This is a genomic window from Rhizobiaceae bacterium (assembly GCA_023953845.1).
Taxonomy (GTDB): Bacteria; Pseudomonadota; Alphaproteobacteria; order Rhizobiales; family Rhizobiaceae; genus Arvimicrobium.
The window spans coordinates 4,405,250-4,426,139 of sequence record JAMLJC010000001.1 but is presented as its reverse complement, the minus strand read 5'-3'; the positions used below and the strand labels follow the sequence as shown (position 1 = coordinate 4,426,139).

The following is a 20,890-nucleotide window of genomic DNA, read 5'->3' as shown; positions in this document are numbered from 1 at the left end:
GCCGGTTAACCGTTCGTTTACCGCACCGATCAACCTGCCTTCACATTGTATTGCAGCTTCTGGTTCGCCTCGACGACGGCGAGCGCGGTCATGTTGACGACGCCGCGCGAGGTGACGGACGGGCCGAGAATATGGGCGGGCTTGTCCGTTCCGAGCAGGATCGGCCCGACATGCAGCGCGTCCATCATCTGTTTGACGGCGTTCAGCGTGATGTTGGCCGCATCGAGGTTCGGGAACACCAGCAGATTTGCCTCGCCCTTCAGCTTGGAGTGCGGGAAGACCCTGTTGCGCAGCGTCTCCGAAAGCGCGGCGTCGGCGTGCATTTCCCCGTCGCATTCCAGATCTGGCCGTATCCGATGAATGATTTCAACGGCTTCCCGCATCTTCTTCGTGCTCGCCGTATCGCGCGAGCCGAAATTGGAGTGTGACAGCAGCGCCGCCTTTGGTTCGATGCCGAAGCGGCGTATTTCCTCCGCCGCGAGCACCGTCATCTCCGCGATTTCATGGGCGGTTGGCTCGACCGTCACATGCGTGTCAGTGAGGAACGTGACGCCGCGCTGCGAGATCAGCATGGACAGCGTCGACAGATCGCGGTCGGTGATGTCGGGTCGCGGCCCGATGATCAGGCTGACATTGCGCAGATGTTTCTCGAAGCGGCCTTCGAGGCCGCAGATCATCGCGTCCGCGTCGCCGCGCTTGACGGCGATCGCCGCGATCACGGTCGAATCGGTGCGCACCATGGTCCGCGCCGCCTCCTGCGTCACGCCGCGTCGCCCGGAGAGGCGGATGAGCAGGTCGACATAGTCGCGGTAGCGCGGATCGTCCTCGGGATTGATCAGCTCGAAATCGTCGCCCGGCCGGATTTTCAGGCCGTAGCGGCGCAGCCGGACATCGACGACGGCGGGGCGACCCACCAGTATCGGCTTGGCGATACCTTCCTCGATGCAGACCTGCGCTGCACGCAGTACCCGTTCGTCCTCGCCGTCGGCATAGATGACGCGCTTGGCCGCCGCGGTCTTCGCCGCCGAAAAGATCGGTTTCATGACGAGGCCGGACTTGAAGACGAAGCGGTTCAGCCGGTCGATGTAAGCGGTCCAGTCTTCGATCGGCCGCATCGCCGCGCCCGTCTCGCAGGCGGCTTTTGCAACGGCCGGCGCGATCCGCAGGATAAGACGCGGGTCGAAAGGCGAGGGGATGAGGAAATCCGGACCGAAGGTCGGCGTTTCGCCGGAATAGGCGCGCGCGGCGACATCCGAGGGTTCCTCGCGCGCCAGTTCGGCGATGGCGCGCACCGCCGCCATCTTCATGGGTTCGTTGATCGCGCTGGCGCCGCAGTCGAGCGCCCCGCGAAAGATATAAGGAAAGCAGAGGACGTTGTTGACCTGATTGGGGAAATCGGAACGGCCGGTGCAGATCATCGCATCGGGCCGCGCCTCCCGCGCCGCCTCCGGCATGATCTCCGGCGTGGGGTTGGCGAGCGCGAGGATCAGCGGCTTAGGCGCCATGCTCGCCAGGAGTTCCGGTTTCAGCACCCCGGCCGCGGACAGGCCGAGAAACACATCGGCGCCGCCGATGACATCGGCGAGCGTGCGGGCGTCGGTGTCCTTGACGTAGGGGTCCTTCCACCGGTCCATCTCTTCGACGCGCCCCTTGTAGGCGACGCCGAAGCGGTCGGTCACCCAGATGTTCTCCATCCGCGCGCCGAGCTGTACGAGCAGGTTGAGGCAGGCGAGCGCCGCGGCGCCCGCGCCGGAGGTGACGATCTTGGCTTCCGCGATCTTCTTTCCGGCAAGTTCCAGCCCGTTGAGGACCGCGGCGGCGACGATGATGGCCGTGCCGTGCTGGTCGTCATGGAAGACAGGTATCTTCATCCGCGCCTTCAGCCGCTCCTCGACCTCGAAGCACTCCGGCGCCTTGATGTCTTCGAGATTTATGCCGCCAAAGGTCGGTTCGAGCGCCGCGATCGTCGACACCATCGTTTCGATTTCCGGCGCGTCGATCTCGATATCGAACACGTCGATGCCGGCGAACTTCTTGAAGAGAACGGCCTTCCCCTCCATCACGGGTTTCGAGGCGAGGGGACCGATATTGCCGAGGCCGAGCACGGCCGAACCGTTGGAGACGACGCCCACCAGATTGGCGCGGCCGGTATAGTCGGCAGCCGTGACCGGATCGGCGTGGATTTCCAGACACGGCGCGGCGACGCCGGGCGAATAGGCGAGCGCCAGATCGCGCTGGTTGCCCAGCGGCTTCGTCGCCTGGATTTCCAGCTTTCCCGGAGTTGGATAGCGATGGAAGAAGAGCGCCGCCTCGTCGAGATCCGAACGCACGGGTTTCTTGGCCTCTTGATCCATGATGATGTTCGCTCCCCAAATGCGATCTGCCGATCCGTTCCCCTATATCAGAACGCGCTGATATAGGTCCCGCCGTCGATCGGGATGTTCTGTCCCGTCAGATAGCCTGCATGCACCGAGCAGAAAAAGGCGCAAATCTGGCCGAATTCCTCGATGGTGCCGAGACGTCTCGCCGGCACGGTCGCCGACAGCCTCGCCTTCCGCTCATCGTCGCTTTCGTCGCCCCCGCTCGTCGTCTTCAACCGGTCCGTGTCGATCTTGCCCGGCAGCAGATTGTTTATCGTGACGTTCTTGTCCGCCACCGTCCGCGCCACGCCCGCGAGCAAGGAGGTGAGACCCGCCCGCGCCCCCGACGAAAGATCGAGGCCGGGTATCGGAACATAGACCGAAAGCGAGGTGATGTTGACGATGCGGCCGAAACGGCGCTCGGTCATACCCGGCAGGACAGCCTGCACGAGTTCCACCGCCGTGACCATGTTCTGCGTGACCCCGGCAAGGATCTTTTCACGATCGAGCTCGGCAAAGGGACGCGGCGGCGGGCCGCCATTGTTGTTGACCAGGATGTCGACGGTTCCGGCAGCAGCGATCATGTCGCGCTGGACCACCGGGTCGGAGATATCGCCGGCGACCTCGGCCACCTTCACGCCGTAACGGCTTCGAATGTCGCTCGCGGTGGCCGCGAGTATTTCGGCGCGCCGTCCGTTGAGCACGAGATCGCAACCGGCTTCGGCCAGCGCCTGCGCGCAACCGCGCCCGATGCCCTTGCTGGAGGCGCAGACGATTGCTGTCCGGCCGCGTATTCCAAGATCCATGACGTCCTCTCAAATCATTTTGGATGCGAACAATAACCTGCTTCGGCGAAACGTCACCCCGCTTCAACCGTCTGCTGTCCCGATGGCGAAAGGATTTATGCGGGAACCTATGTCGCCTGTCGGAAGTTGTCGTCGCACCCTTTGCTCCACGGAGATCGACAATGTCTGACCTCGGTAGAATGCAGCCTGAGAAACTTGCCCAGATGAAACTGGATGCCTGCACGGCTTTCGGACCGATGATTCTCCGGGAAGCCCTGCACAGAATCGCGCAGATTCAAGGCGATGCGGGCTTGCAAGCCTTCGAGAAGGCGATGGTGGACCGCATCGAATGTCATGAAGCGGAAATGTCGAACCTCGAAGACGTGAAGGAATTTGCGGTCGAGCAGCTTTTCGCGGCCATCAAGGACGTTCGTTCCCTGCCGGACAACAAGCAGCCGCTCGAATCGGCGGCGATGCGCCGTACGCCGGGACGGTCCGAGAACAGGATCACGCTCGAAGAGCAGTTGCAGACCGGGCTGGAAGACAGCTTTCCGGCCAGCGATCCGCCTGCGGTGGTGTCCACCACCATATCCCGCAGCACGCCGAAACGTGTCAGTGAGGCGATGTATCGCTAACATTGGCGTGCAATTCATTGGTTTCGTTCAATATATTGCAGGCGGAGTTGGGGGCCAGCTCCGCCTGTCTCCGTTTTCGGCGTAATCGTCTCGGCGTTCCCTCATAATCGTCGCCACGGCTGACACGTCCTGCCTGCCGCGCTATATGCGGCCGCAGAGAGGGCAGGATGACAGGCACGGCACGTTCCAGCATCGGTTTGGATATCAGGCGGCGGAAACTCCTGTTCCGCTCCTGGCATCGCGGGTTGCGTGAACTGGACCTCGTTCTCGGTACATTCGCCGATGCTGCCGTCGACGGCTTGACCGACGCTGAAATCAAACAATATGAACGGCTTCTGGATATTCCCGACACCGATCTTCTGGGCTGGATCATGGGCGACCTGCCGGTCCCGCCTCAGCACGCCAGCCCGCTTCTGGAGCGCGTTCTGGCGTTCCGAAGGACGATGACATTCTGAACGCGACCAATACGATGAAACTCCTGCCGACCATCGGTTTGCCCAAGGGTAGGACCGGCCTCTTCACCGTTGATGGCGTGGTGGACGGCTACGAGGCGTTCGCGCTCGCCGAGATCGTCAGGGAGACCGGCGACGACCGGCCGGTCATCTTCGTCGCCCGCGACGGCCAGAAACTGCCGGCATTGATAGAAGCGCTGGGTTTCGTCATGCCGGAGCTTCCCGTGCTCGACTTTCCGGCATGGGACTGCCTTCCTTATGATCGCGTTTCTCCGGGCGCCGACGCAGCCGCGCGCCGGCTGGATGCGCTTGGGGCCATGATCGGCCTGGCGAGAACGCCACACCGCGCCATCGTGCTGACGACCGCGAATTCGCTTCTGCAGCGCATTCCGCCCGCCGACGTCATCGACGCGCAGACCTTTCGCGCCAGACCGGGCAATCAGGTCGACATGAACGCGCTTACAGCGCGGCTGGAGAATGCAGGCTTCGACCGGGTTTCGACGGTGCGCGACGTCGGCGAATTTGCGGTGCGCGGCGGCATCCTCGATCTCTATGCGCCCGGCACCCCCGAAGCGCTTCGGCTGGATTTCTTCGGCGATACGCTGGAATCCATCCGCGCCTTCGACGTCGCCACCCAGCGCACCACCGGCCAGCGCGATGCCATGAAGCTTCAGGCCATGAGCGAGGTGACGCTGACGCCGGAAGCGATCAGCCGGTTTCGTCGCAACTATATCGAGACGTTCGGCGCCCCGTCGCGCGACGACGCGCTCTATGCGGCCGTATCGGAAGGCCGCCGCTTCGCCGGAATGGAGCATTGGCTGCCGCTCTTCTATGAACGGCTGGGCACCGTTTTCGACTATCTGCCGGGAGCGCCGGTCGTCTTCGACCATCTGGCGCACGAGGCATTGTCGGAGCGGCATGCGTTGATCCTCGACCACTACGAGGCGCGGCGGAAACAGGCGGACAGCGCGCTCAAGGATGCGGTGCCCTATAAACCCGTCGCGCCCGAGCGGCTCTATCTTTCTCCCGAGGAGGTATCAAAAGCCCTTGCGGACAACATGGGCATCGACCTGACACCCTTCGACGCGCCCGGGGGTGGTGGCCGCAGGCTGCTGCACGGCGGATCGAAGGCCGGCCGGAGCTTCGAGCAAGAGCGCGCCGACCCGAATGCCAATGTGTTCGATGCGGTCGTGGCGCATATCGGCAAGGAACGGGCGGCCGGACGCAAGGTGATCATCGCCGGCTGGACCGAAGGTTCGCTCGACCGTCTCGGCCAGATCCTGGCCGAGCACCATCTCGGCAATCTGGAGAAGGTGGCGAAGTTCTCCGAAATCGCGAAGCTGAAGGCGGGAGCTGCGGCGCTGGCCGTTCTTCCGCTCGAATCGGGTTTCGAGACCGCCGACCTCGTCGTGGTTGCCGAGCAGGACGTGCTGGGCGACCGGCTGGTGCGTCGCAAGAAACGCAAGCGCGCCGCCGATTTCATCGCGGAAGTCGCGTCGCTTTCGGCCGGCGACATCGTCGTGCATTCGGATCACGGCATCGGGCGTTTCGTCGGACTGAAGACCATCGAAGCCGCTGGCGCGCCGCACGACTGCCTCGAAATCCACTATGCGGCCGATGGACGACTGTTCCTGCCGGTCGAGAATATCGAGCTTTTATCGCGCTACGGCTCGGATTCGGCCGAAGCCGTGCTCGACAAGCTCGGCGGTGGCGCGTGGCAGTCGCGCAAGGCGAAGCTGAAACGCCGCCTGCTGGAGATGGCCGGGCAGCTCATCAAGCTTGCGGCCGAACGCCAGATGCGTGCCGCGCCGGAATTCCACGCGCCGGACGGCCTCTACGGCGAATTCTCCGCCCGCTTCCCCTATGAGGAGACGGACGACCAGCATAGCGCCATCGACGCGGTGCTGGACGATCTTTCGCTCGGCAAGCCGATGGATCGACTGATCTGCGGCGACGTCGGCTTCGGCAAGACCGAGGTGGCCCTGCGCGCGGCGTTTGTGGCGGCGATGGAGGGCGTGCAGGTCGCGGTCGTCGTGCCGACGACGCTTCTGGCCCGCCAGCACTTCAAGACATTTTCACAGCGTTTTCAGGGGCTTCCGGTAACGGTGCGGCAGGCGTCGCGGCTGGTTGCGGCCAAGGAGCTGGCGGACACGAAGAAGGGACTGGCCGATGGCACCGTCGATATCGTCGTCGGCACCCACGCACTGCTGGGCAGTTCGATCACCTTCAAGAATCTCGGCCTGCTGATCGTCGATGAGGAGCAGCATTTCGGCGTGAAGCACAAGGAGCGGCTGAAGGAGCTGAAGACCGACGTGCATGTGCTGACGCTTTCGGCCACGCCCATCCCGCGCACGCTGCAACTGGCGCTGACGGGCGTGCGCGAGCTCTCGCTGATCGCCACGCCGCCGGTCGACCGCATGGCCGTGCGCACCTTTATCTCGCCTTTCGACCCGCTGGTCATCCGCGAAACCCTTTTGCGCGAGCGCTATCGCGGCGGCCAGAGCTTTTATGTCGTGCCGCGCATCTCAGACCTCGGCGAAATCAAGGAATTTCTGGCCGAGCAGGTGCCGGAGCTGAAGGTCGGCACCGCGCACGGCCAGATGGCGCCGGGCGAGCTCGACGACATCATGAACGCATTCTACGACGGGCAGTATGACGTTCTCCTGTCCACGACGATCGTGGAATCCGGCCTCGACATCCCGACCGCCAATACCCTGATCGTCCACCGCGCCGACATGTTCGGCCTTGCCCAGCTCTATCAGTTGCGGGGCAGGGTGGGGCGGTCGAAGGTGCGCGCCTATGCGCTGTTCACGCTGCCGGCCAACAAGAAGCTGACCGACACTGCCGACCGGCGGCTGAAGGTGCTGCAGTCGCTGGATACGCTCGGCGCGGGCTTCCAGCTTGCCAGCCACGATCTCGACATACGCGGCGCCGGCAATCTGCTCGGTGAGGAACAGTCGGGCCACATCAAGGAAGTCGGCTTCGAACTCTACCAGCAGATGCTCGAGGAGGCCGTCGCCGAGATCAAGGGCAGCGGCGAGGTTTCGGACGGCGACTGGTCGCCGCAAATCTCGGTCGGCACGTCCGTCATGATCCCGGAAAGTTACGTGCCGGATCTGCAACTGCGCCTCGGCCTCTACCGCCGGCTCGGCGAGCTGGAGAAGCCGGAGGAGATCGATGCCTTCGGCGCGGAGCTTATCGACCGCTTCGGCCCGCTGCCGGACGAAGTCGCACACCTGCTCAAGATCATGTTCATCAAGGGTCTGTGCCGCCGCGCGAATGTCGAGAAGCTGGATGCCGGACCGAAAGGCGTCGTCATCCATTTCCGCAAACGCGAATTCGCCAATCCAGCAGGGCTGGTCCGCTACATCGGGGAGCAAGGCTCGCTGGCGAAGATCAGACCCGACCAGAGCGTGGTGTTTGCGCGCGACTGGCCGACGCCTGACAAGCGGCTGGCAGGCTCCGCGGTGGTGATGACGCAGTTGGCGCGGTTGGTGGAGAAGGCTGCGGCTTAGCGGGTGCGGCGTCTACGCGCCGGCCTTCTCTGCCGCGACCTGCCTCAACGCATCCGCCAGCGTCGCGGTGTCCTGCGCGCCCATGACGGCGTATTTGCTTTCGAGAAGAAAGCACGGCACGCCCGTAATGCCCATGCGCGAGGCGGTGGCGATCTCGTTCTGAACCTCGGCGCGGTCCGCCTCGGTCGGCAGCAGGGTCATCACCACCGCCTCGTCCATGCCGGAATCACGCGCCGCGTCGATCAGGACCGCTGGATCGCCGATGTTCCTGCCCTGCTCGAAATTCAGGCTGAACAGTCGCCTTACGAGTTCGTTCTGGATGCCGTTGCCTGCCGCTCCGGCCCAGCGGATGACGCGATGGGCATCCAGCGTATTCGGAGCGATCTTTATCCTGTCGAAGGCGAAATCAATGCCCTCGTCCTTGCCAAGACTCTCGATCCGCTCGTGGATCTCGGCGATGCGCTCCTCGCTGCCGAACTTGTCGATCATGTATTGCCGTCGATCCTTGCCCTCTGCCGGAATCGTCGGATCGAGCTGGTAGGGACGCCAGCGCACCTCGACGTCGAGCTCCGGAACGGCGGTGATGGCGCGCTCCAGCCGCTTCTGGCCGATATAGCACCACGGGCAGACGACATCCGAGACGACATCGACGGTGACGGTCTGCTTGTCGGCCATGGCTAGTCCTTCCTGTGCCACCAAGTGGGGAACTGAGCGCCCTGAATGGGAATCACGTCGGGCCGCTCGATGCGCGCCCAGCGCGCCACCCACTGTTCCGGCTTGAAATAGAGCGGGATGACATAGGCGCCACTCAACAGGACGCGATCCAGAGCCCGCACCGCATCGATGAATTCCGGTCGTGTCCGCGCATTGACCAGATGATCCAGCAACGCATCGACCGCCGGATTGGCGACGCCCGCATAGTTGAAGGTGCCGGGCTTGTCGCGCACCTCCGAGCCCCAGCGGCTCGCCTGTTCCACGCCCGGTGACAGCGAGCCCGTGTAGCGGAAGAACATCATGTCGAAATCGTAGTCGATCTGCCGCTGCAGGAACTGCGCGGCGTCCACGGAGCGGATGACGATGTCCACGCCCAGCCTGGCAAGGGTCTGCTGGAAGGCGACCGCGATCTGCTGGTTCTCGCTGCCCTTCAGCATGATCTCGAACGACAGCGGCTTTCCGTCTGCATCCATCATTCGTCCATCGCGCAACGTATAGCCGGCGGCCTTCAGCTTCTCGAAGCCGACGCGCAGGAAAGCTCGGTCGCGCCCGCTGCCGTCCGACTTCGGCGGCAGCCAGCCTTCTGCCATGATCTCGGACCGCACCGCGTCCGGAAACGCGGCCAGCAGCGCTTTCTCTCCCTCGCTCGCCGGCCGGCCGGCGCTGGAAAGGTCGGAATTGTCGAAGAAACTGCGCGTGCGCGTGTAGGTGTCCGAGAAAAGGTTGCGATTGACCCATTCGAAATCGAACAGCGCCGTCAGCGCGTCGCGCAGCCTGCGGTCGGCGAGCGCCGGACGCCTCGTGTTCATGACGATGCCGAACATGCCGGACGGTAGCTTCGTCTCGATCGTGTCCTTGATGACAGCGCCGGATTTCACCGCGGGAAAGTCGTACTGAGTGGTCCAGCGGCTGCTGTTCTCGTCCAGCAGGACGTCGACCAGCCCCTTCTTGAAGGCTTCGAACAGCGCGTTCTCGTCGCGGTAGTAGGTGAGGCGGATCTCGTCGTAATTGTCGAAGCCGCGTTTTGAAGGGACGTCCTTCGCCCAATAATCCGGATTGCGCCGGAAGGTGAGCGAATCGCCCGGCCTGACCTCGGCGAGCCGATACGGCCCGCTGCCGATCATCGGCGTCAGCGTCGACTTGTCGAAGCGCTCGGCGTCGATCGCGTGCTTCGGCAGGATCGGCATCAGTCCGAGAATCAGCGGCAGCTCGCGGTCGGGCTGCTTGAAGGTGAAGCGCACGCCGCGCTCGCCGACTTTCTCCATGGACGCGATCTTGCCGGCCGTCACGCCGTAGCGCGGCAATCCCTTGTCCCGCAGAAGCTCGACGGTGAAGATCACGTCTTCAGGCGTCACCGGCTCGCCGTCCGAGAATCTGGCCCGCGCATCCAGCGTGAATTCGGCGAAGCTTCGCGCGTCGTCGGTCTCGACCGCCTCGGCCAGCAGCGGATAGAGCGTGAACGGCTCGTCGGCGGAACGCATCATCAGCGTGTCGAAGACATTGTTGCCGAACATCAGGTCGAGGCTGCCGCGCGCGCCGCTGCCCTGCACGATGAAGGGGTTGATGCTGTCGAACGTGCCCGGCCAGGCATATTCCACGCGTCCGCCTTTCGGGGCGTCCGGATTGACATAGGGAAAGTTCGCGAAATCGGCGGGAAGCGCAGGCTCGCCGTGCATCGCGATGCCGTGCGACTTCTGCGCCGACGCCATGCCGATGCCAGCGAGCATGAAGAGCCCGATCAGCAGAGCATTCAAAAACCTCCGGCCCACCGCGGACCTCCAGTGCCAGGCAGATGATTCGGGGCTGAACCTATCACGATCCCGAGGCTAACCGTGTTCGTAGAACTCCGCACCTGGTCATGTCGTTTTGTCTGGATTCCCGCCCGGTGCCGGTGTAACAGGCGCTCCCAAGTCATCCTGTTGCCTCATTTGCACAACAGGTAGCCAATGACACCGGCCGGGTGGGCGGCCGAACGGGATCGCAAGAGGTATCTATGAAGATCAACGGATCGATGCGCGCGGCTGCTCCTCTCTCGGCGCTGGCTGCCGGCGCCGCGGCCCTGCTCGCTGTCGGAATCGCTCCGGCCTCGGCACAGCAGCAGCAGGTGCCGAACGGCTGGTTCAAGGCCTGCACCAAGCAGGAGGACGTTGACATCTGCAACGTGCAGAACATCGTCGTGGCCGACAGCGGCCAACTGGTCACCGGCGTCAGCCTGATTGAACTCAAGGGCAAGGTGAACCGCAAGGTGTTTCAGGTCACCGTGCCGACCGGGCGCCTCGTGCCCCCCGGCATCGGCCTGCAGATCGACGGCGGCAAGGCCCAGAAGCTCGACTACGTGATCTGCTTCCCCGACCGCTGCGTGGCAGAGGTGCCGCTGAGCGACCAGCTCGTCGCCTCGTTCAAGAAGGGTTCGGAATTGACCCTGACATCGGTCAACTTCCAGAACCAGCAGAACCCGGTGAAGGTGACGCTGAAGGGCTTCACCGGCGCGTATGATGGTGCGCCTCTGCAGCAGTCGGACATCGAGGACCGCCAGAAGAAGCTTCAGGACTTCGTGTCGAAGAACAACGAGGACTTCGCCAAGAAGCTCAAGGAAGAGCAGGAAAAGGCGAAAGCCGCGAACTGATCCGTCCGGCTTCGGAGCTTAAGGAAAACGGGGCCTCGCGCCCCGTTTTTTGTCAACTCTCCGATATATGCGGCCTCAGTGTCGCGCGATGGCCTTGGGCGTGTAGCGGCCGTCAGGCATGCGGTCGAACATATCCCTCAGTTGCGGATGCCGCACCGGCTCGCCTGAATCGTCGCTCAGCAGGTTCTGCTCCGAAACATAGGCGACGTATTCCGTTTCCGAGTTTTCAGCGAGCAGATGATAGAAGGGCTGATCCTTGCGCGGCCGCACCTCGGCCGGAATGGACCGATACCATTCCTCCGTGTTCGCGAATTGCGGATCGACGTCGAAGATCACGCCGCGAAACGGAAACACCCTATGTCGGACAACCTGTCCGATCTGAAATTTGGCCGTCTTGACGCTTGCCATGTCATTCTTCTGTTGTTGACCGCTAATTGCACCTTCGTCCGGGGCAATTCAATCCCTGTCGGCCTTGACGCAGATGGACGCGCCGCGTAGCGCGGTTCCGGTTGCCTCTGGAATCCTGATGTCCGACGTCATCGGTCTTGTCGTCCCCTTCTTCGGCCTGATCCTGGTCGGCTTCCTTGCCGCGCGCATCACGCGCCAGCCGCTCGAAGCGCTCGGCTGGATGAACACCTTCGTCGTCTACATCGCCTTGCCGGCGCTGTTTTTCCAGCTTCTCGGCAAGACGCCGATCGAGCGCCTGACGGAATGGAGCTTCATCTTCGGTTCCGTGTTCACCACCTATATCGTCTTTTCGATCATGTTCGTCGCCTCGGTGGTGATGTCGGGCGGCGAGATCCGCGAAGCGACGATAAAAGGCCTGGCATCGGCCTACGGCAACATCGGCTATATGGGTCCGGGTCTGGCGCTGCTCGCCTTCGGCGAGGAAGCGGCCGTCCCCGTCGCTCTGATCTTCTGTTTCGAGAACATCATGCATTTCGCCATCGCGCCCATGATGATGGCGCTGGCGGGCGCGGACAGGACGTCTCCGGTGAGGCTCGCGGGCAACGTCTTGCGTCGTATCGTGCTTCATCCGTTCATCATTGCCACCGCGCTCGGCGTCGCGGTGGCGGCGCTGCATTTGAGGCCGCCTGAGCCGATCGACCGGTTCTTCGAGTATCTCTCGCGCGCCGCTGCGCCCTGCGCGCTCTTTGCCATGGGCGTGACGCTGGCCCTGAGGCCTCTCAACCGGGTGCCCGTAGAACTCGGGGCGATCGCGTTGCTGAAGCTCGCCGTTCACCCGGCGGCCTGCTATCTGATGTTGAGCTGGATCGGCAATTTTTCCGAAACCTGGGTGTTCACCGCGGTCCTGCTTGCCGCGCTGCCCACGGCGACGAACGTGTTTGTGATCGCGCAGCAATACGGCGTATGGGTGCAGCGTGCATCGGCCAGCATCCTGCTCACCACAATGCTGTCGGTCGGCTCAGTGACGACGCTGCTCTATCTGATCAAATCGGGAACGCTACCGCCGGACCTGTTTCCGTAGGTCCGAAAGCACGCCGCGAAAGCCGCTTCCGGGCGCCAGACCCTCGCGCATGAAGAAGGAGCGCAGCGGCGGCACCTGCCCGAGCAGCGAGAGGCCAACGCCCCGCGCCATCTGCGCCGGCAGCATGTCCGACAACAGCGAGCGGTTGAGCAGGTTGACGCCTGTCGTCCGCGCCACGATATCCGGCCGCCTCAGCCGGTCATATCGCGCGAGAGCGGCCGGTGCGCCGGGGTCGGCCGGAAAATCCTCAACTACGGAGAGCACGTCCTGCACGTCGCGTATGCCGAGATTGAGCCCCTGCGCCCCGATTGGCGGGAACACGTGGGCGGCCTCGCCGACCAGCATGACGCGATTGGACGCGAACCGGCCGGGCAGGCTGGCCGAAAGGGGATAGACCTGCCGGCCCGGCTCGACCGTCACACCTCCGAGCATGGATTGCATGCGCTCCTCGATGCGGCGGGACAGCTTCCCATCGTCCAGCGCGGCCATCTCCTTTGCGACGGCCGGCGCAAGCACCCAGACGAGGCTCGACCGAAGGCCGGGAAGCGGCACCTGCGTGAACGGCCCGGTTTCGGTATGGAACTCCGTCGAAACAGACCCGTGGCTGCGTGTATGGCTGAAATTGACCACCAGAGCGGCTTGCGGATAGGCCGTGGTGGAGACGCGGATACCGGCCGCGTTTCGCGCGGGGGAGTTTCGCCCGTCGGCCGCAATCGCCGCGGGAGCGGAAACGGCCGTGCCGTCCGCGAGCAGCGCGCGCGCCTCGGCAGGCTCCAGTTGCCACGTTTCAACGGTCGTCTCGCGCCAGTCGATCGTGGGCGACGTCCGAACCGCCTGCCAAAGTGCGTCCAGAAGCACCGTATTGGGTATATTGAGGCCAAAATGGTCCTCGCCGATCTCGGAGGCATGGAAAGTGACAGACGGGCTGCGGATCAGGCGTGAGGTGGCGTCGACGATCCGCATCGTCCGCAAGGGCGCCGCTTGCGGTGCGATCGCCGTGAGCAGACCGAGTTCCTGAAGGTAGCGCAGCGCCGGGGTCATCAGCGCGGTTGTCCGCCGATCGTCCGCGGCGGCAGGGCCGACAAGGGTTATCTCCCGTCCGCTCCTTGCCAGACCCAGCGCCGCCAGCAGACCGGCCGGGCCGGTCCCTGCGACGAGAATTGGATTTCGGTCTCGGTCGGTCATGGTCTCACCGCGATCAAGGCGACGCTGCATCCATCTAACTAGGCGCACCGCCCGTCCTTGATCAACGCGGCGATTCGGCCCATTGCTCGAAAATGACGTCGGTTGAACCGGGTTTCGACAATCTCGACCGCGCCGGCCGGGCGGCAGCGCGCCTGTCCGTGTCCCCGAAAGGCGTGATATACGCGGCGCTCGCGCTTGCCTTGGCGGTCTCCTGGGCAATCCTCATCGGCTTCGCGGCACGAAGCGCCGAAACATCCGGTATCGGAACGCCCGGCGCGCATCTGTTCGAATACCTGCCCGATCTGCCGCTGCCTCTGGCCCTTGAGCGATTGCTCGATCTCTGTCTCGGCCCGGTCGGCCTTCAGGTATCCGCCGCGCAGGCGTTTCCGGCATTTTCGCTGATGTGGTTCCTCATGTCTGTGGCGATGATGCTGCCTTCGGCCGTGCCGATGATCCGGACCTACTGCGAGCTTGCCGACACGGCAGGCCGGCAGAAGCACGCCGCTGTGCATCCGCTGGTCCTTGTCGGCGGATATCTGACGGTATGGCTTGCCGCATCGTTGGTCCTCGCCGCGATTACCGTCGCGATCCAGAAGATTGGTACGGGAAGCTCGGAGAGGGCCGCCTATCCTGCGGCCGCCGCGGCGCTGGCTGTTGCCGGCCTATACCAGTTCAGCCGGTTGAAGCAGGCCTGTCTCGAAAAGTGCCGCAATCCGTTCGGCGTGCTTTTCTCCCGCTGGACGACGACGCCGTCCGGCATATTCCGGCTCGGCGTGGAGCAGGGCCTCTTTTGCCTCGGATGCTGCTGGGCGCTGATGCTCGTCATGTTCGCCGTGGGCCTGATGAACGTGTTCTGGATGGCGCTGCTCGGCGTGTTCGCGCTTGCCGAAAAACAGTTGAACGGCGCTGTGATTAGTCGCGTCGCAGGTGTGATACTGCTTGTCTGGGGCGCGGCGCTGCTATTACTGTCGCTTTGACGCGCAAGGGAAGAGCATGGCCGACCAGAGCTGGGCATTGAAGGGGGAGCTTGTCCTCTCCTGCAATTGCACCGTTTTCTGTCCGTGCGTGCTGTCGCTCGGCAACCATCCGCCGACCGAAGGCTACTGCCAGACATGGGCCGGCTTTCGCATCGATGCCGGACACTTCGGCGATGTCGATCTCTCCGGCCTGAATCTCGGCCTCGTCATGGAGATTCCCGGCTATATGAGCCGGGGCAACTGGACCGCGGGCCTTTTCGTGGACGAGCGCGCCTCGATCTACGCGGCGAAGGCGATCGGCAGGATTTTTTCCGGCAAGGCCGGCGGCACGACATCGCTGCTGTCCATCCTCGTCGGCAACTTCCTCGGCGTCCAGCGCGCGCCCATCACCTATGAGGTTCGCGACCGGACCCGGATTTTCCAGATTCCGAAGATCATCGATGGCGCGGTGACGCCCGTTCCGGGAAAGGATCGCGAAAGCGACACGAAGATCGTCAATTCCGAATACTGGATCGCCCCGGAAATCATCGTCGCCAGGTCGGAAAAGAGCAGGATGCGCGCTTTCGGGCGCAACTGGAATTTCGCGGGCCGTTCCGCGGAAATCTGCAAACTCGACTGGCGCGGACCGTGAGCGCCCGCAACACCCGCAAGAAGCTTGCGGAGAGGATACCGATGCCGAAGAAGAAGGTGACGTGGCCGCAGGCCCGCGCCTTCCTCGTGCATGTGCTGACGGCGTCGGGTTCTTTCCTCGCCTTCCTGTCGCTCGTGGCGGCCAGCGAGGAACGCTGGACCGCGATGTTCTGGTGGCTCGGGCTGGCGCTGCTGGTCGACGGCATCGACGGGCCGATTGCGCGCAAGCTCGACGTCAAGGAGGTTCTGCCGACATGGTCCGGCGAACTGCTCGACAACGTCATCGACTACACGACCTACGTCATCATCCCGGCCTTCGCGCTCTACCAGCGCGGCTTCATGGGGGAGGGGCTGTCTTTCCTGTCGGCGGCCATCATCGTGGTGTCGAGCGCCATCTACTACGCCGACACCGGCATGAAGACGAAGGAGAACTTCTTCAAAGGGTTTCCCGTCGTCTGGAACATGGTCGTGTTCACCCTTTTCGTCATCGAACCAGGCGAATGGGTGGCGTTCGGCGTCGTGGTCGTCGCCGGCATTCTCACTTTCGTGCCGGTCTATTTCATTCATCCGGTACGGGTCGTGCGGTTGCGGACCATCAACCTCGGCGTGACGCTGCTATGGTGTGCGTTCGGCGCGCTTGCCCTGGCGCAGGCCGCCATGGCCGCCTTCTATAATCGCATCGGCGTGCTGGGCGAGCATGTGGATGTTGTCACCAAGACAGGCATCGCCGTCACCGGCATCTACCTGTTCTGCATCGGCGGCGTCATGCAGCTCTTTCCGAAACTGGGCGCAAAAAGGAAATGACCATGGCCAAGGCGATCCGTATCCACGCCAATGGCGGCCCTGAGGTATTGATCTACGAGGACGTCGATCCCGGCGTTCCCGGTCCCGGCGAGGTATTGATCCGGCACACCGCAATAGGGCTGAATTTTCTGGATACCTACTATCGCAGCGGGCTTTACCCGACGCCGCATTTGCCGGTGATTCCGGGGGCCGAAGCGGCGGGCGTGGTCGTCGGGCTTGGCACCGGCGTGCAAGGGCTGAAGGAGGGCGACCGCGTCGCCTACATCACTTCCCTCGGCGCTTACAGCGAACAGCGGGTGATCGAGGCGGACAAGCTGGTGAAGATTCCCGACGGCGTCACCGACGAGCAGGCTGCCGCCGTGATGCTCAAGGGCCTGACGGTCGAGTATCTGCTGCGCCGCACCTACAAGGTGAAGCCCGGAGAGACCGTGCTCTATCATGCGGCGGCCGGTGGTGTCGGCCTGCTCTTCGGGCAATGGGCGCGGCACCTCGGTGTCACGACGATCGGCACTGCCGGTTCGCCTGAGAAGGTGGCGCTCGCGCTGGAGCACGGCTACGACCACGTCATCAACTACAGCGAGCAGGATTTCGTCGCGGAAGTCGCCCGGATCACGGACGGGAAGAAATGCGACGTCGTCTACGATTCGGTCGGCAAGGATACGTTTCCGGGCTCGCTGGACTGCCTGCGGCGGCGCGGAATGTTCGTCAGCTTCGGCCAGTCGTCGGGACCGATCCCGCCGTTCAACATGGCTATCCTGTCCCAGAAAGGTTCGCTCTATGCGACGCGGCCGACGCTGTTCGCCTATATCGCGGAGCGGGCGGAGTTCGAGGCTGCCGCCGACGCCCTTTTCGACGTGATCGCGAAGGGTGCGGTCCATATCCGCATCAACCAGCGCTACCTGCTTGCCGATGTCGCGCGTGCCCACGCCGATCTCGAGGCGCGCAAGACGACGGGCACGACGATCCTCATCCCGTGACCGATCGATACCCTTGCGGAAATCCGCTCGATAATTTGAAGCTGTTTCAAACTGCCGCGTGCGTTGCACTCCTGTGCGCTCGGCCCTACGATGCCTTCAAGGGAACAAAGAAAAGCAAGAATGGGGGATTACGTGCAGCCAGGCTCCGTCGGAGCAGGCCCGTACCTGCTTGAGACTCGCGGCCTGACAAAGGTCTTCGGGACGCTCAAGGCGTGCGACCATGTGGATCTCAAGATCCGCAAGGGAGAGATCCACGCACTGCTCGGCGAAAACGGCGCCGGCAAATCGACGCTCGTCAAGATGCTGTTCGGATCGCTGGAGCCGAATGACGGGGAAATAGTGTGGAACGGGCGCGCCGTCCGCATCGCCAATCCGAACGCTGCAAGAAAGCTCGGCATCGGCATGGTATTCCAGCATTTTTCATTGTTCGATGCGCTGACGGCGGCCGAGAACATCGCGCTCTCGCTCGACCGGGAGACGCCGATCGGCGCGATCGCCGCCAAGTCCAAGGCGCTATCCTACAGCTACGGCCTGCCGCTCGACCCCTATTCCGTCGTCGGCGATCTATCGGTCGGCGAGCGGCAGCGCATCGAGATCATCCGCTGCCTGCTGCAGACGCCGGATCTGATCATCCTCGACGAGCCGACATCGGTGTTGACGCCCCAGGAAGCGGACAAGCTCTTCGAGACGCTCGAACGCCTGCGTTCCGAAGGCAAGTCGATCCTCTACATCTCGCATCGCCTCGAGGAAGTGAAGCGCATGTGCGACAGCGCCACCGTCATGCGGCACGGCAAGGTCGTCGATCATTGCGATCCGCGCAAGGAGACCGCGGCTTCGCTGGCCCGGATGATGGTCGGCACCGAGGTGAAGAGCGCCGAGCGCACGCCTCCGGCAACCGATGGCGGCGCCGAACTGCTCGGCATCAACGGGCTGAGCCGCAAGCCGGCGGGACCGTTCTCCATGCGGCTGCGGAACATCTCGCTGAGCGTCAAGGGTGGCGAGGTGCTCGGCATCGCTGGTGTTGCCGGCAACGGGCAGGGCGAGTTCTTCGAGGCGATCTCCGGCGAGGCGCTGCAGGACAGCCCCGAGGTGATCACGGTGCGCGGCAAGCCGGTCGGCAGGCTGGGCATATCCGGCCGGCGGCTGCTCGGCGCGGCTTTCGTGCCGGAGGAGCGGTTGGGCCACGGCGCCGCGCCGCGCATGAAGCTGTCGGAAAACCTCCTGCTCTCCAGGCACAGGACCGACCGCAAGGCATTCCTGAAGACGCTGGGCGTCATTGCCGGAAGCGCCGTCGCAAGCGCCTCGCAGCGCATCGTCGAGGCCATGGACGTGCGCAAGAGCGCCGTCGACCCCGAGGCTGCGGCGCTGTCGGGCGGCAATCTGCAGAAATTCATCATCGGCCGCGAGCTCGACCGGCGGCCGAGCGTCCTGGTCGTCAACCAGCCGACCTGGGGCGTTGATGCGGGCGCGGCGGCCAGAATACGTCAGGCGCTGATCGAACTCGCGCGCAGCGGTTCCGCCGTTCTGGTGATCAGCCAGGACCTCGACGAGCTATTCGAGATCTCGGACGCGATCGCGGTGATGCACAATGGCGAACTTTCGAAGCCCATTCCGATCGCCGAGGCGACCTTCGAGAAGATCGGCCTGCTGATGGGCGGGTCCGAGCCGGGCCATGTCGACCACCGCGAGAGGGAGGTCGTGTGATGCGCATCGAACTCGTCAGGCGACCGCAGCATTCCGCCCTTTTCAGCGCATTGTCGCCCTTCATCGCGCTGGCGCTGACGCTGATCGCCGGCGTCATCATGTTCTCGCTGCTGGGCAAGAACCCGCTGGAAGCGCTCTACTATTACTTCATCGATCCGCTGCGCGAGATGTGGTCGCTGCACGAACTGGCGATCAAGGCCGCCCCGCTCATCCTGATCGCGGTGGGTCTCTCGGTCTGCTATCTTTCCAACAACTGGAATATCGGGGCCGAGGGCCAGTTCATCATCGGCGCCGTAGTCGGGTCGATCCTTCCAGTCCTGTTCCCGCAATTCCAGTCCTGGATCGTCCTGCCGCTGATGCTTTTGATGGGCATGGCGGGCGGGGCGGCCTATGCGGCGATTCCCGCCTTCCTGAAAGTGCGCTTCAATACCAACGAGATCCTGACCAGCCTGATGCTGGTCTATGTCGCGCAGCTCTTCAACGACTGGCTGGTACGCGGCATCTGGCGCAACCCGCAGGGCATGAGCTTTCCCGGCACGGCTCCTTTCCACGAATACGCCATTCTGCCGGAGATCTGGCCGGCAGCCGGACGCGCCAACTGGGGCTTCGTCTTCGCACTGGTTGCGGCGGTCGTCGTCTGGTTCATGCTGTCGAAGACGCTGAAGGGCTTCGAGGTGAAGGTGCTCGGCCAAAGCCCGCGCGCCGGCCGTTTTTCCGGCTTCTCGTCATCGCGCATGGTGTTCTTCGCCTTCCTCGTCTCCGGCGCGCTCGCGGGGCTGGCCGGCATATCGGAAGTCTCGGGCGCGGTCGGCGCGCTCAACGAGAAGCTGTCGGTCGGCTACGGCTTCACTGCCATCATCGTCGCCTTCCTCGGCCGGCTGAACCCGCTCGGCATCGTCGCGGCGGGGCTGGTGCTGGCGCTGACCTATCTCGGCGGCGAGGCCGCTTCCATATCGGTGGGCCTGTCCGACAAGGTGGTGCGCGCCTTCCAGGGAATGCTGCTCTTTTTCGTGCTCGGCTGCGACACGCTCATCCACTATAAGATCAGGTTGGTCCGGACTGCGGCGGCCAAAACGGCGGAGGCCTGAGCGTGGGCATCTTCGAGGCCGTCCTGCTGACCATAGCCACCGCCGCGACGCCGCTGCTCATCGCCGGCATCGGGGAGCTCGTCGTGGAGCGCTCCGGCGTGCTCAATCTCGGCGTCGAGGGCATGATGATCATGGGCGCCGTCACGGGCTTCGGCGTGGCGCTCACGACCGGTTCGCCGTGGCTCGGCTTTCTTGCCGCCCTCGTCGTCGGCGCGCTGTTTTCCCTGCTGTTCGCCGTGCTGACGCTTTCGCTCGTCACCAATCAGGTTGCGACCGGGCTGGCGCTGACGCTGCTTGGTCTCGGTCTCTCGGGCATGATCGGCGAGGGTTTCGTCGGCCTGCCGGGGGTGAAGCTCGGAAACATCTATATCCCGTATCTTTCCGACCTGCCGCTTGTCGGCAGGCTGGTGTTCGGCCAGGACCCCATCTTCTACGTATCGATCGCGCTGACGGCAGGCGTCGCGTGGTTTCTCTTCCGCACACGGGCGGGACTCACTCTGCGCTCGGTCGGAGACAACCACGCCTCGGCGCATGCGCTGGGCATCAACGTCATCGGCATCCGCTATCTGGCGGTGATGTTCGGCGGCGCCTGCGCCGGGCTTGCCGGGGGCTATCTGTCGATCGTCTATACGCCGCAATGGGTGGAGAACATGACGGCCGGGCGCGGCTGGATCGCGCTGGCCCTCGTCGTGTTCGCCTCATGGCGCCCGTGGCGGGTGCTGGCGGGCGCCTATCTGTTCGGCGCCGTCACCATCGGCCAGCTCCACGCGCAGGCGCTGGGGATAGGCGTGCCGTCACAGCTACTTTCGTCGTTGCCCTATCTGGCGACGATCCTCGTTCTTGTTCTAATCTCCCGAAACAGGCGTCTGACCATGATCAACACACCGGCATCACTGGGCCGGCCGTTCGTGCCAGACCGCTAAGGAGAAAAGACGGGAAAGCCCTGTGC

Annotated in this window: 18 protein-coding genes; 12 read left to right on the top strand and 6 right to left on the bottom strand. The window is 63.8% G+C overall.

Annotated features, from left to right (window positions below):
- Window positions 1–29 precede the first annotated feature (29 nt).
- Together M9955_21845 and M9955_21840 are read right to left on the bottom strand one after the other, a co-directional pair.
- Window positions 30–2,354 (bottom strand): NADP-dependent malic enzyme, encoded by a 2,325-nt coding sequence (locus M9955_21845; GenBank protein MCO5084287.1) that lies wholly within the window; start codon window positions 2,352–2,354, stop codon window positions 30–32.
- Between the two features lie 47 nt (window positions 2,355–2,401).
- A complete protein-coding gene (locus M9955_21840; GenBank protein MCO5084286.1) occupies window positions 2,402–3,166 on the bottom strand; it encodes an SDR family oxidoreductase in 765 nt (254 codons plus the stop codon).
- A 161-nt stretch (window positions 3,167–3,327) separates the two neighbouring features.
- Here M9955_21840 and M9955_21835 point away from each other — a divergent pair, with 161 nt between their 5' ends.
- The 3 genes from M9955_21835 (at window position 3,328) to mfd (ending at window position 7,747) form a co-directional block, all read left to right on the top strand.
- A complete protein-coding gene (locus M9955_21835) occupies window positions 3,328–3,780 on the top strand; it encodes a hypothetical protein (GenBank protein MCO5084285.1) in 453 nt (150 codons plus the stop codon).
- Between the two features lie 167 nt (window positions 3,781–3,947).
- The gene (locus M9955_21830; protein MCO5084284.1) at window positions 3,948–4,235 is read left to right on the top strand and encodes a succinate dehydrogenase assembly factor 2; all 288 of its coding nucleotides are present in this window, start codon (window positions 3,948–3,950) and stop codon (window positions 4,233–4,235) included.
- Window positions 4,236–4,249: 14 nt separating this feature from the next.
- Window positions 4,250–7,747 carry a transcription-repair coupling factor gene (mfd, locus tag M9955_21825; GenBank protein ID MCO5084283.1) on the top strand — a complete coding sequence of 1,166 codons (3,498 nt, stop codon included), beginning with the start codon at window positions 4,250–4,252 and terminating at the stop codon, window positions 7,745–7,747.
- Window positions 7,748–7,759: 12 nt separating this feature from the next.
- Here mfd and M9955_21820 read toward each other — a convergent pair whose 3' ends face one another.
- The gene (locus tag M9955_21820) at window positions 7,760–8,422 is read right to left on the bottom strand and encodes a DsbA family oxidoreductase (protein ID MCO5084282.1); all 663 of its coding nucleotides are present in this window, start codon (window positions 8,420–8,422) and stop codon (window positions 7,760–7,762) included.
- 2 nt (window positions 8,423–8,424) lie between these two features.
- Window positions 8,425–10,215 (bottom strand): extracellular solute-binding protein, encoded by a 1,791-nt coding sequence (locus M9955_21815; GenBank protein ID MCO5084281.1) that lies wholly within the window; start codon window positions 10,213–10,215, stop codon window positions 8,425–8,427.
- 239 nt (window positions 10,216–10,454) lie between these two features.
- Between M9955_21815 and M9955_21810 the strand changes: the two genes are divergently transcribed.
- Window positions 10,455–11,087, top strand: coding sequence for an invasion associated locus B family protein (locus tag M9955_21810; protein MCO5084280.1), 633 nt, complete (start codon window positions 10,455–10,457; stop codon window positions 11,085–11,087).
- 75 nt (window positions 11,088–11,162) lie between these two features.
- On the opposite strand, the gene hspQ is transcribed toward M9955_21810, so the two are convergent.
- Window positions 11,163–11,495 (bottom strand): heat shock protein HspQ, encoded by a 333-nt coding sequence (gene hspQ, locus M9955_21805; GenBank protein MCO5084279.1) that lies wholly within the window; start codon window positions 11,493–11,495, stop codon window positions 11,163–11,165.
- A 118-nt stretch (window positions 11,496–11,613) separates the two neighbouring features.
- Here hspQ and M9955_21800 point away from each other — a divergent pair, with 118 nt between their 5' ends.
- Window positions 11,614–12,576, top strand: a complete 963-nt coding sequence (locus tag M9955_21800) for an AEC family transporter (GenBank protein ID MCO5084278.1) — start codon at window positions 11,614–11,616, stop codon at window positions 12,574–12,576.
- Here the strand turns inward: M9955_21800 and M9955_21795 are convergent.
- Window positions 12,553–13,761 carry a UbiH/UbiF family hydroxylase gene (locus M9955_21795; protein MCO5084277.1) on the bottom strand — a complete coding sequence of 403 codons (1,209 nt, stop codon included), beginning with the start codon at window positions 13,759–13,761 and terminating at the stop codon, window positions 12,553–12,555. The two genes, M9955_21800 and M9955_21795, sit on opposite strands and share 24 nt — an antisense overlap.
- Window positions 13,762–13,853: 92 nt before the next feature.
- Between M9955_21795 and M9955_21790 the strand changes: the two genes are divergently transcribed.
- The 7 genes from M9955_21790 (at window position 13,854) to M9955_21760 (ending at window position 20,864) form a co-directional block, all read left to right on the top strand.
- Entirely contained in the window at window positions 13,854–14,738 is an 885-nt protein-coding gene (locus M9955_21790) for a DUF2182 domain-containing protein (GenBank protein ID MCO5084276.1), read from the top strand.
- Between the two features lie 16 nt (window positions 14,739–14,754).
- Window positions 14,755–15,369 (top strand): DUF1326 domain-containing protein, encoded by a 615-nt coding sequence (locus tag M9955_21785; GenBank protein ID MCO5084275.1) that lies wholly within the window; start codon window positions 14,755–14,757, stop codon window positions 15,367–15,369.
- Between the two features lie 41 nt (window positions 15,370–15,410).
- The gene (locus M9955_21780) at window positions 15,411–16,172 is read left to right on the top strand and encodes a phosphatidylcholine/phosphatidylserine synthase (protein ID MCO5084274.1); all 762 of its coding nucleotides are present in this window, start codon (window positions 15,411–15,413) and stop codon (window positions 16,170–16,172) included.
- Between the two features lie 2 nt (window positions 16,173–16,174).
- Window positions 16,175–17,149, top strand: a complete 975-nt coding sequence (locus M9955_21775; protein MCO5084273.1) for a quinone oxidoreductase — start codon at window positions 16,175–16,177, stop codon at window positions 17,147–17,149.
- Window positions 17,150–17,269: 120 nt separating this feature from the next.
- Complete coding sequence (locus M9955_21770; GenBank protein MCO5084272.1) at window positions 17,270–18,853, top strand: ABC transporter ATP-binding protein; 1,584 nt, start codon at window positions 17,270–17,272, stop codon at window positions 18,851–18,853.
- A complete protein-coding gene (locus M9955_21765; GenBank protein MCO5084271.1) occupies window positions 18,853–19,941 on the top strand; it encodes an ABC transporter permease in 1,089 nt (362 codons plus the stop codon). The genes M9955_21770 and M9955_21765 overlap by 1 nt, the downstream gene beginning before the upstream one ends.
- Before the next feature lie 2 nt (window positions 19,942–19,943).
- Entirely contained in the window at window positions 19,944–20,864 is a 921-nt protein-coding gene (locus M9955_21760) for an ABC transporter permease (GenBank protein MCO5084270.1), read from the top strand.
- Window positions 20,865–20,890 lie beyond the last annotated feature (26 nt).

Bases quoted from the DNA above. Each gene is read 5' to 3' on its own strand.
- M9955_21845 (MCO5084287.1), bottom strand. From the start codon at position 2,354: ATGGATCAAGAGGCCAAGAAACCCGTGCGTTCGGATCTCGACGAGGCG.
- M9955_21840 (MCO5084286.1), bottom strand. From the start codon at position 3,166: ATGGATCTTGGAATACGCGGCCGGACAGCAATCGTCTGCGCCTCCAGC.
- M9955_21835 (MCO5084285.1), top strand. From the start codon at position 3,328: ATGTCTGACCTCGGTAGAATGCAGCCTGAGAAACTTGCCCAGATGAAA.
- M9955_21830 (MCO5084284.1), top strand. From the start codon at position 3,948: ATGACAGGCACGGCACGTTCCAGCATCGGTTTGGATATCAGGCGGCGG.
- mfd (MCO5084283.1), top strand. From the start codon at position 4,250: ATGAAACTCCTGCCGACCATCGGTTTGCCCAAGGGTAGGACCGGCCTC.
- M9955_21820 (MCO5084282.1), bottom strand. From the start codon at position 8,422: ATGGCCGACAAGCAGACCGTCACCGTCGATGTCGTCTCGGATGTCGTC.
- M9955_21810 (MCO5084280.1), top strand. From the start codon at position 10,455: ATGAAGATCAACGGATCGATGCGCGCGGCTGCTCCTCTCTCGGCGCTG.
- hspQ (MCO5084279.1), bottom strand. From the start codon at position 11,495: ATGGCAAGCGTCAAGACGGCCAAATTTCAGATCGGACAGGTTGTCCGA.
- M9955_21800 (MCO5084278.1), top strand. From the start codon at position 11,614: ATGTCCGACGTCATCGGTCTTGTCGTCCCCTTCTTCGGCCTGATCCTG.
- M9955_21795 (MCO5084277.1), bottom strand. From the start codon at position 13,761: ATGACCGACCGAGACCGAAATCCAATTCTCGTCGCAGGGACCGGCCCG.
- M9955_21790 (MCO5084276.1), top strand. From the start codon at position 13,854: ATGACGTCGGTTGAACCGGGTTTCGACAATCTCGACCGCGCCGGCCGG.
- M9955_21785 (MCO5084275.1), top strand. From the start codon at position 14,755: ATGGCCGACCAGAGCTGGGCATTGAAGGGGGAGCTTGTCCTCTCCTGC.
- M9955_21780 (MCO5084274.1), top strand. From the start codon at position 15,411: ATGCCGAAGAAGAAGGTGACGTGGCCGCAGGCCCGCGCCTTCCTCGTG.
- M9955_21775 (MCO5084273.1), top strand. From the start codon at position 16,175: ATGGCCAAGGCGATCCGTATCCACGCCAATGGCGGCCCTGAGGTATTG.
- M9955_21770 (MCO5084272.1), top strand. From the start codon at position 17,270: ATGGGGGATTACGTGCAGCCAGGCTCCGTCGGAGCAGGCCCGTACCTG.
- M9955_21765 (MCO5084271.1), top strand. From the start codon at position 18,853: ATGCGCATCGAACTCGTCAGGCGACCGCAGCATTCCGCCCTTTTCAGC.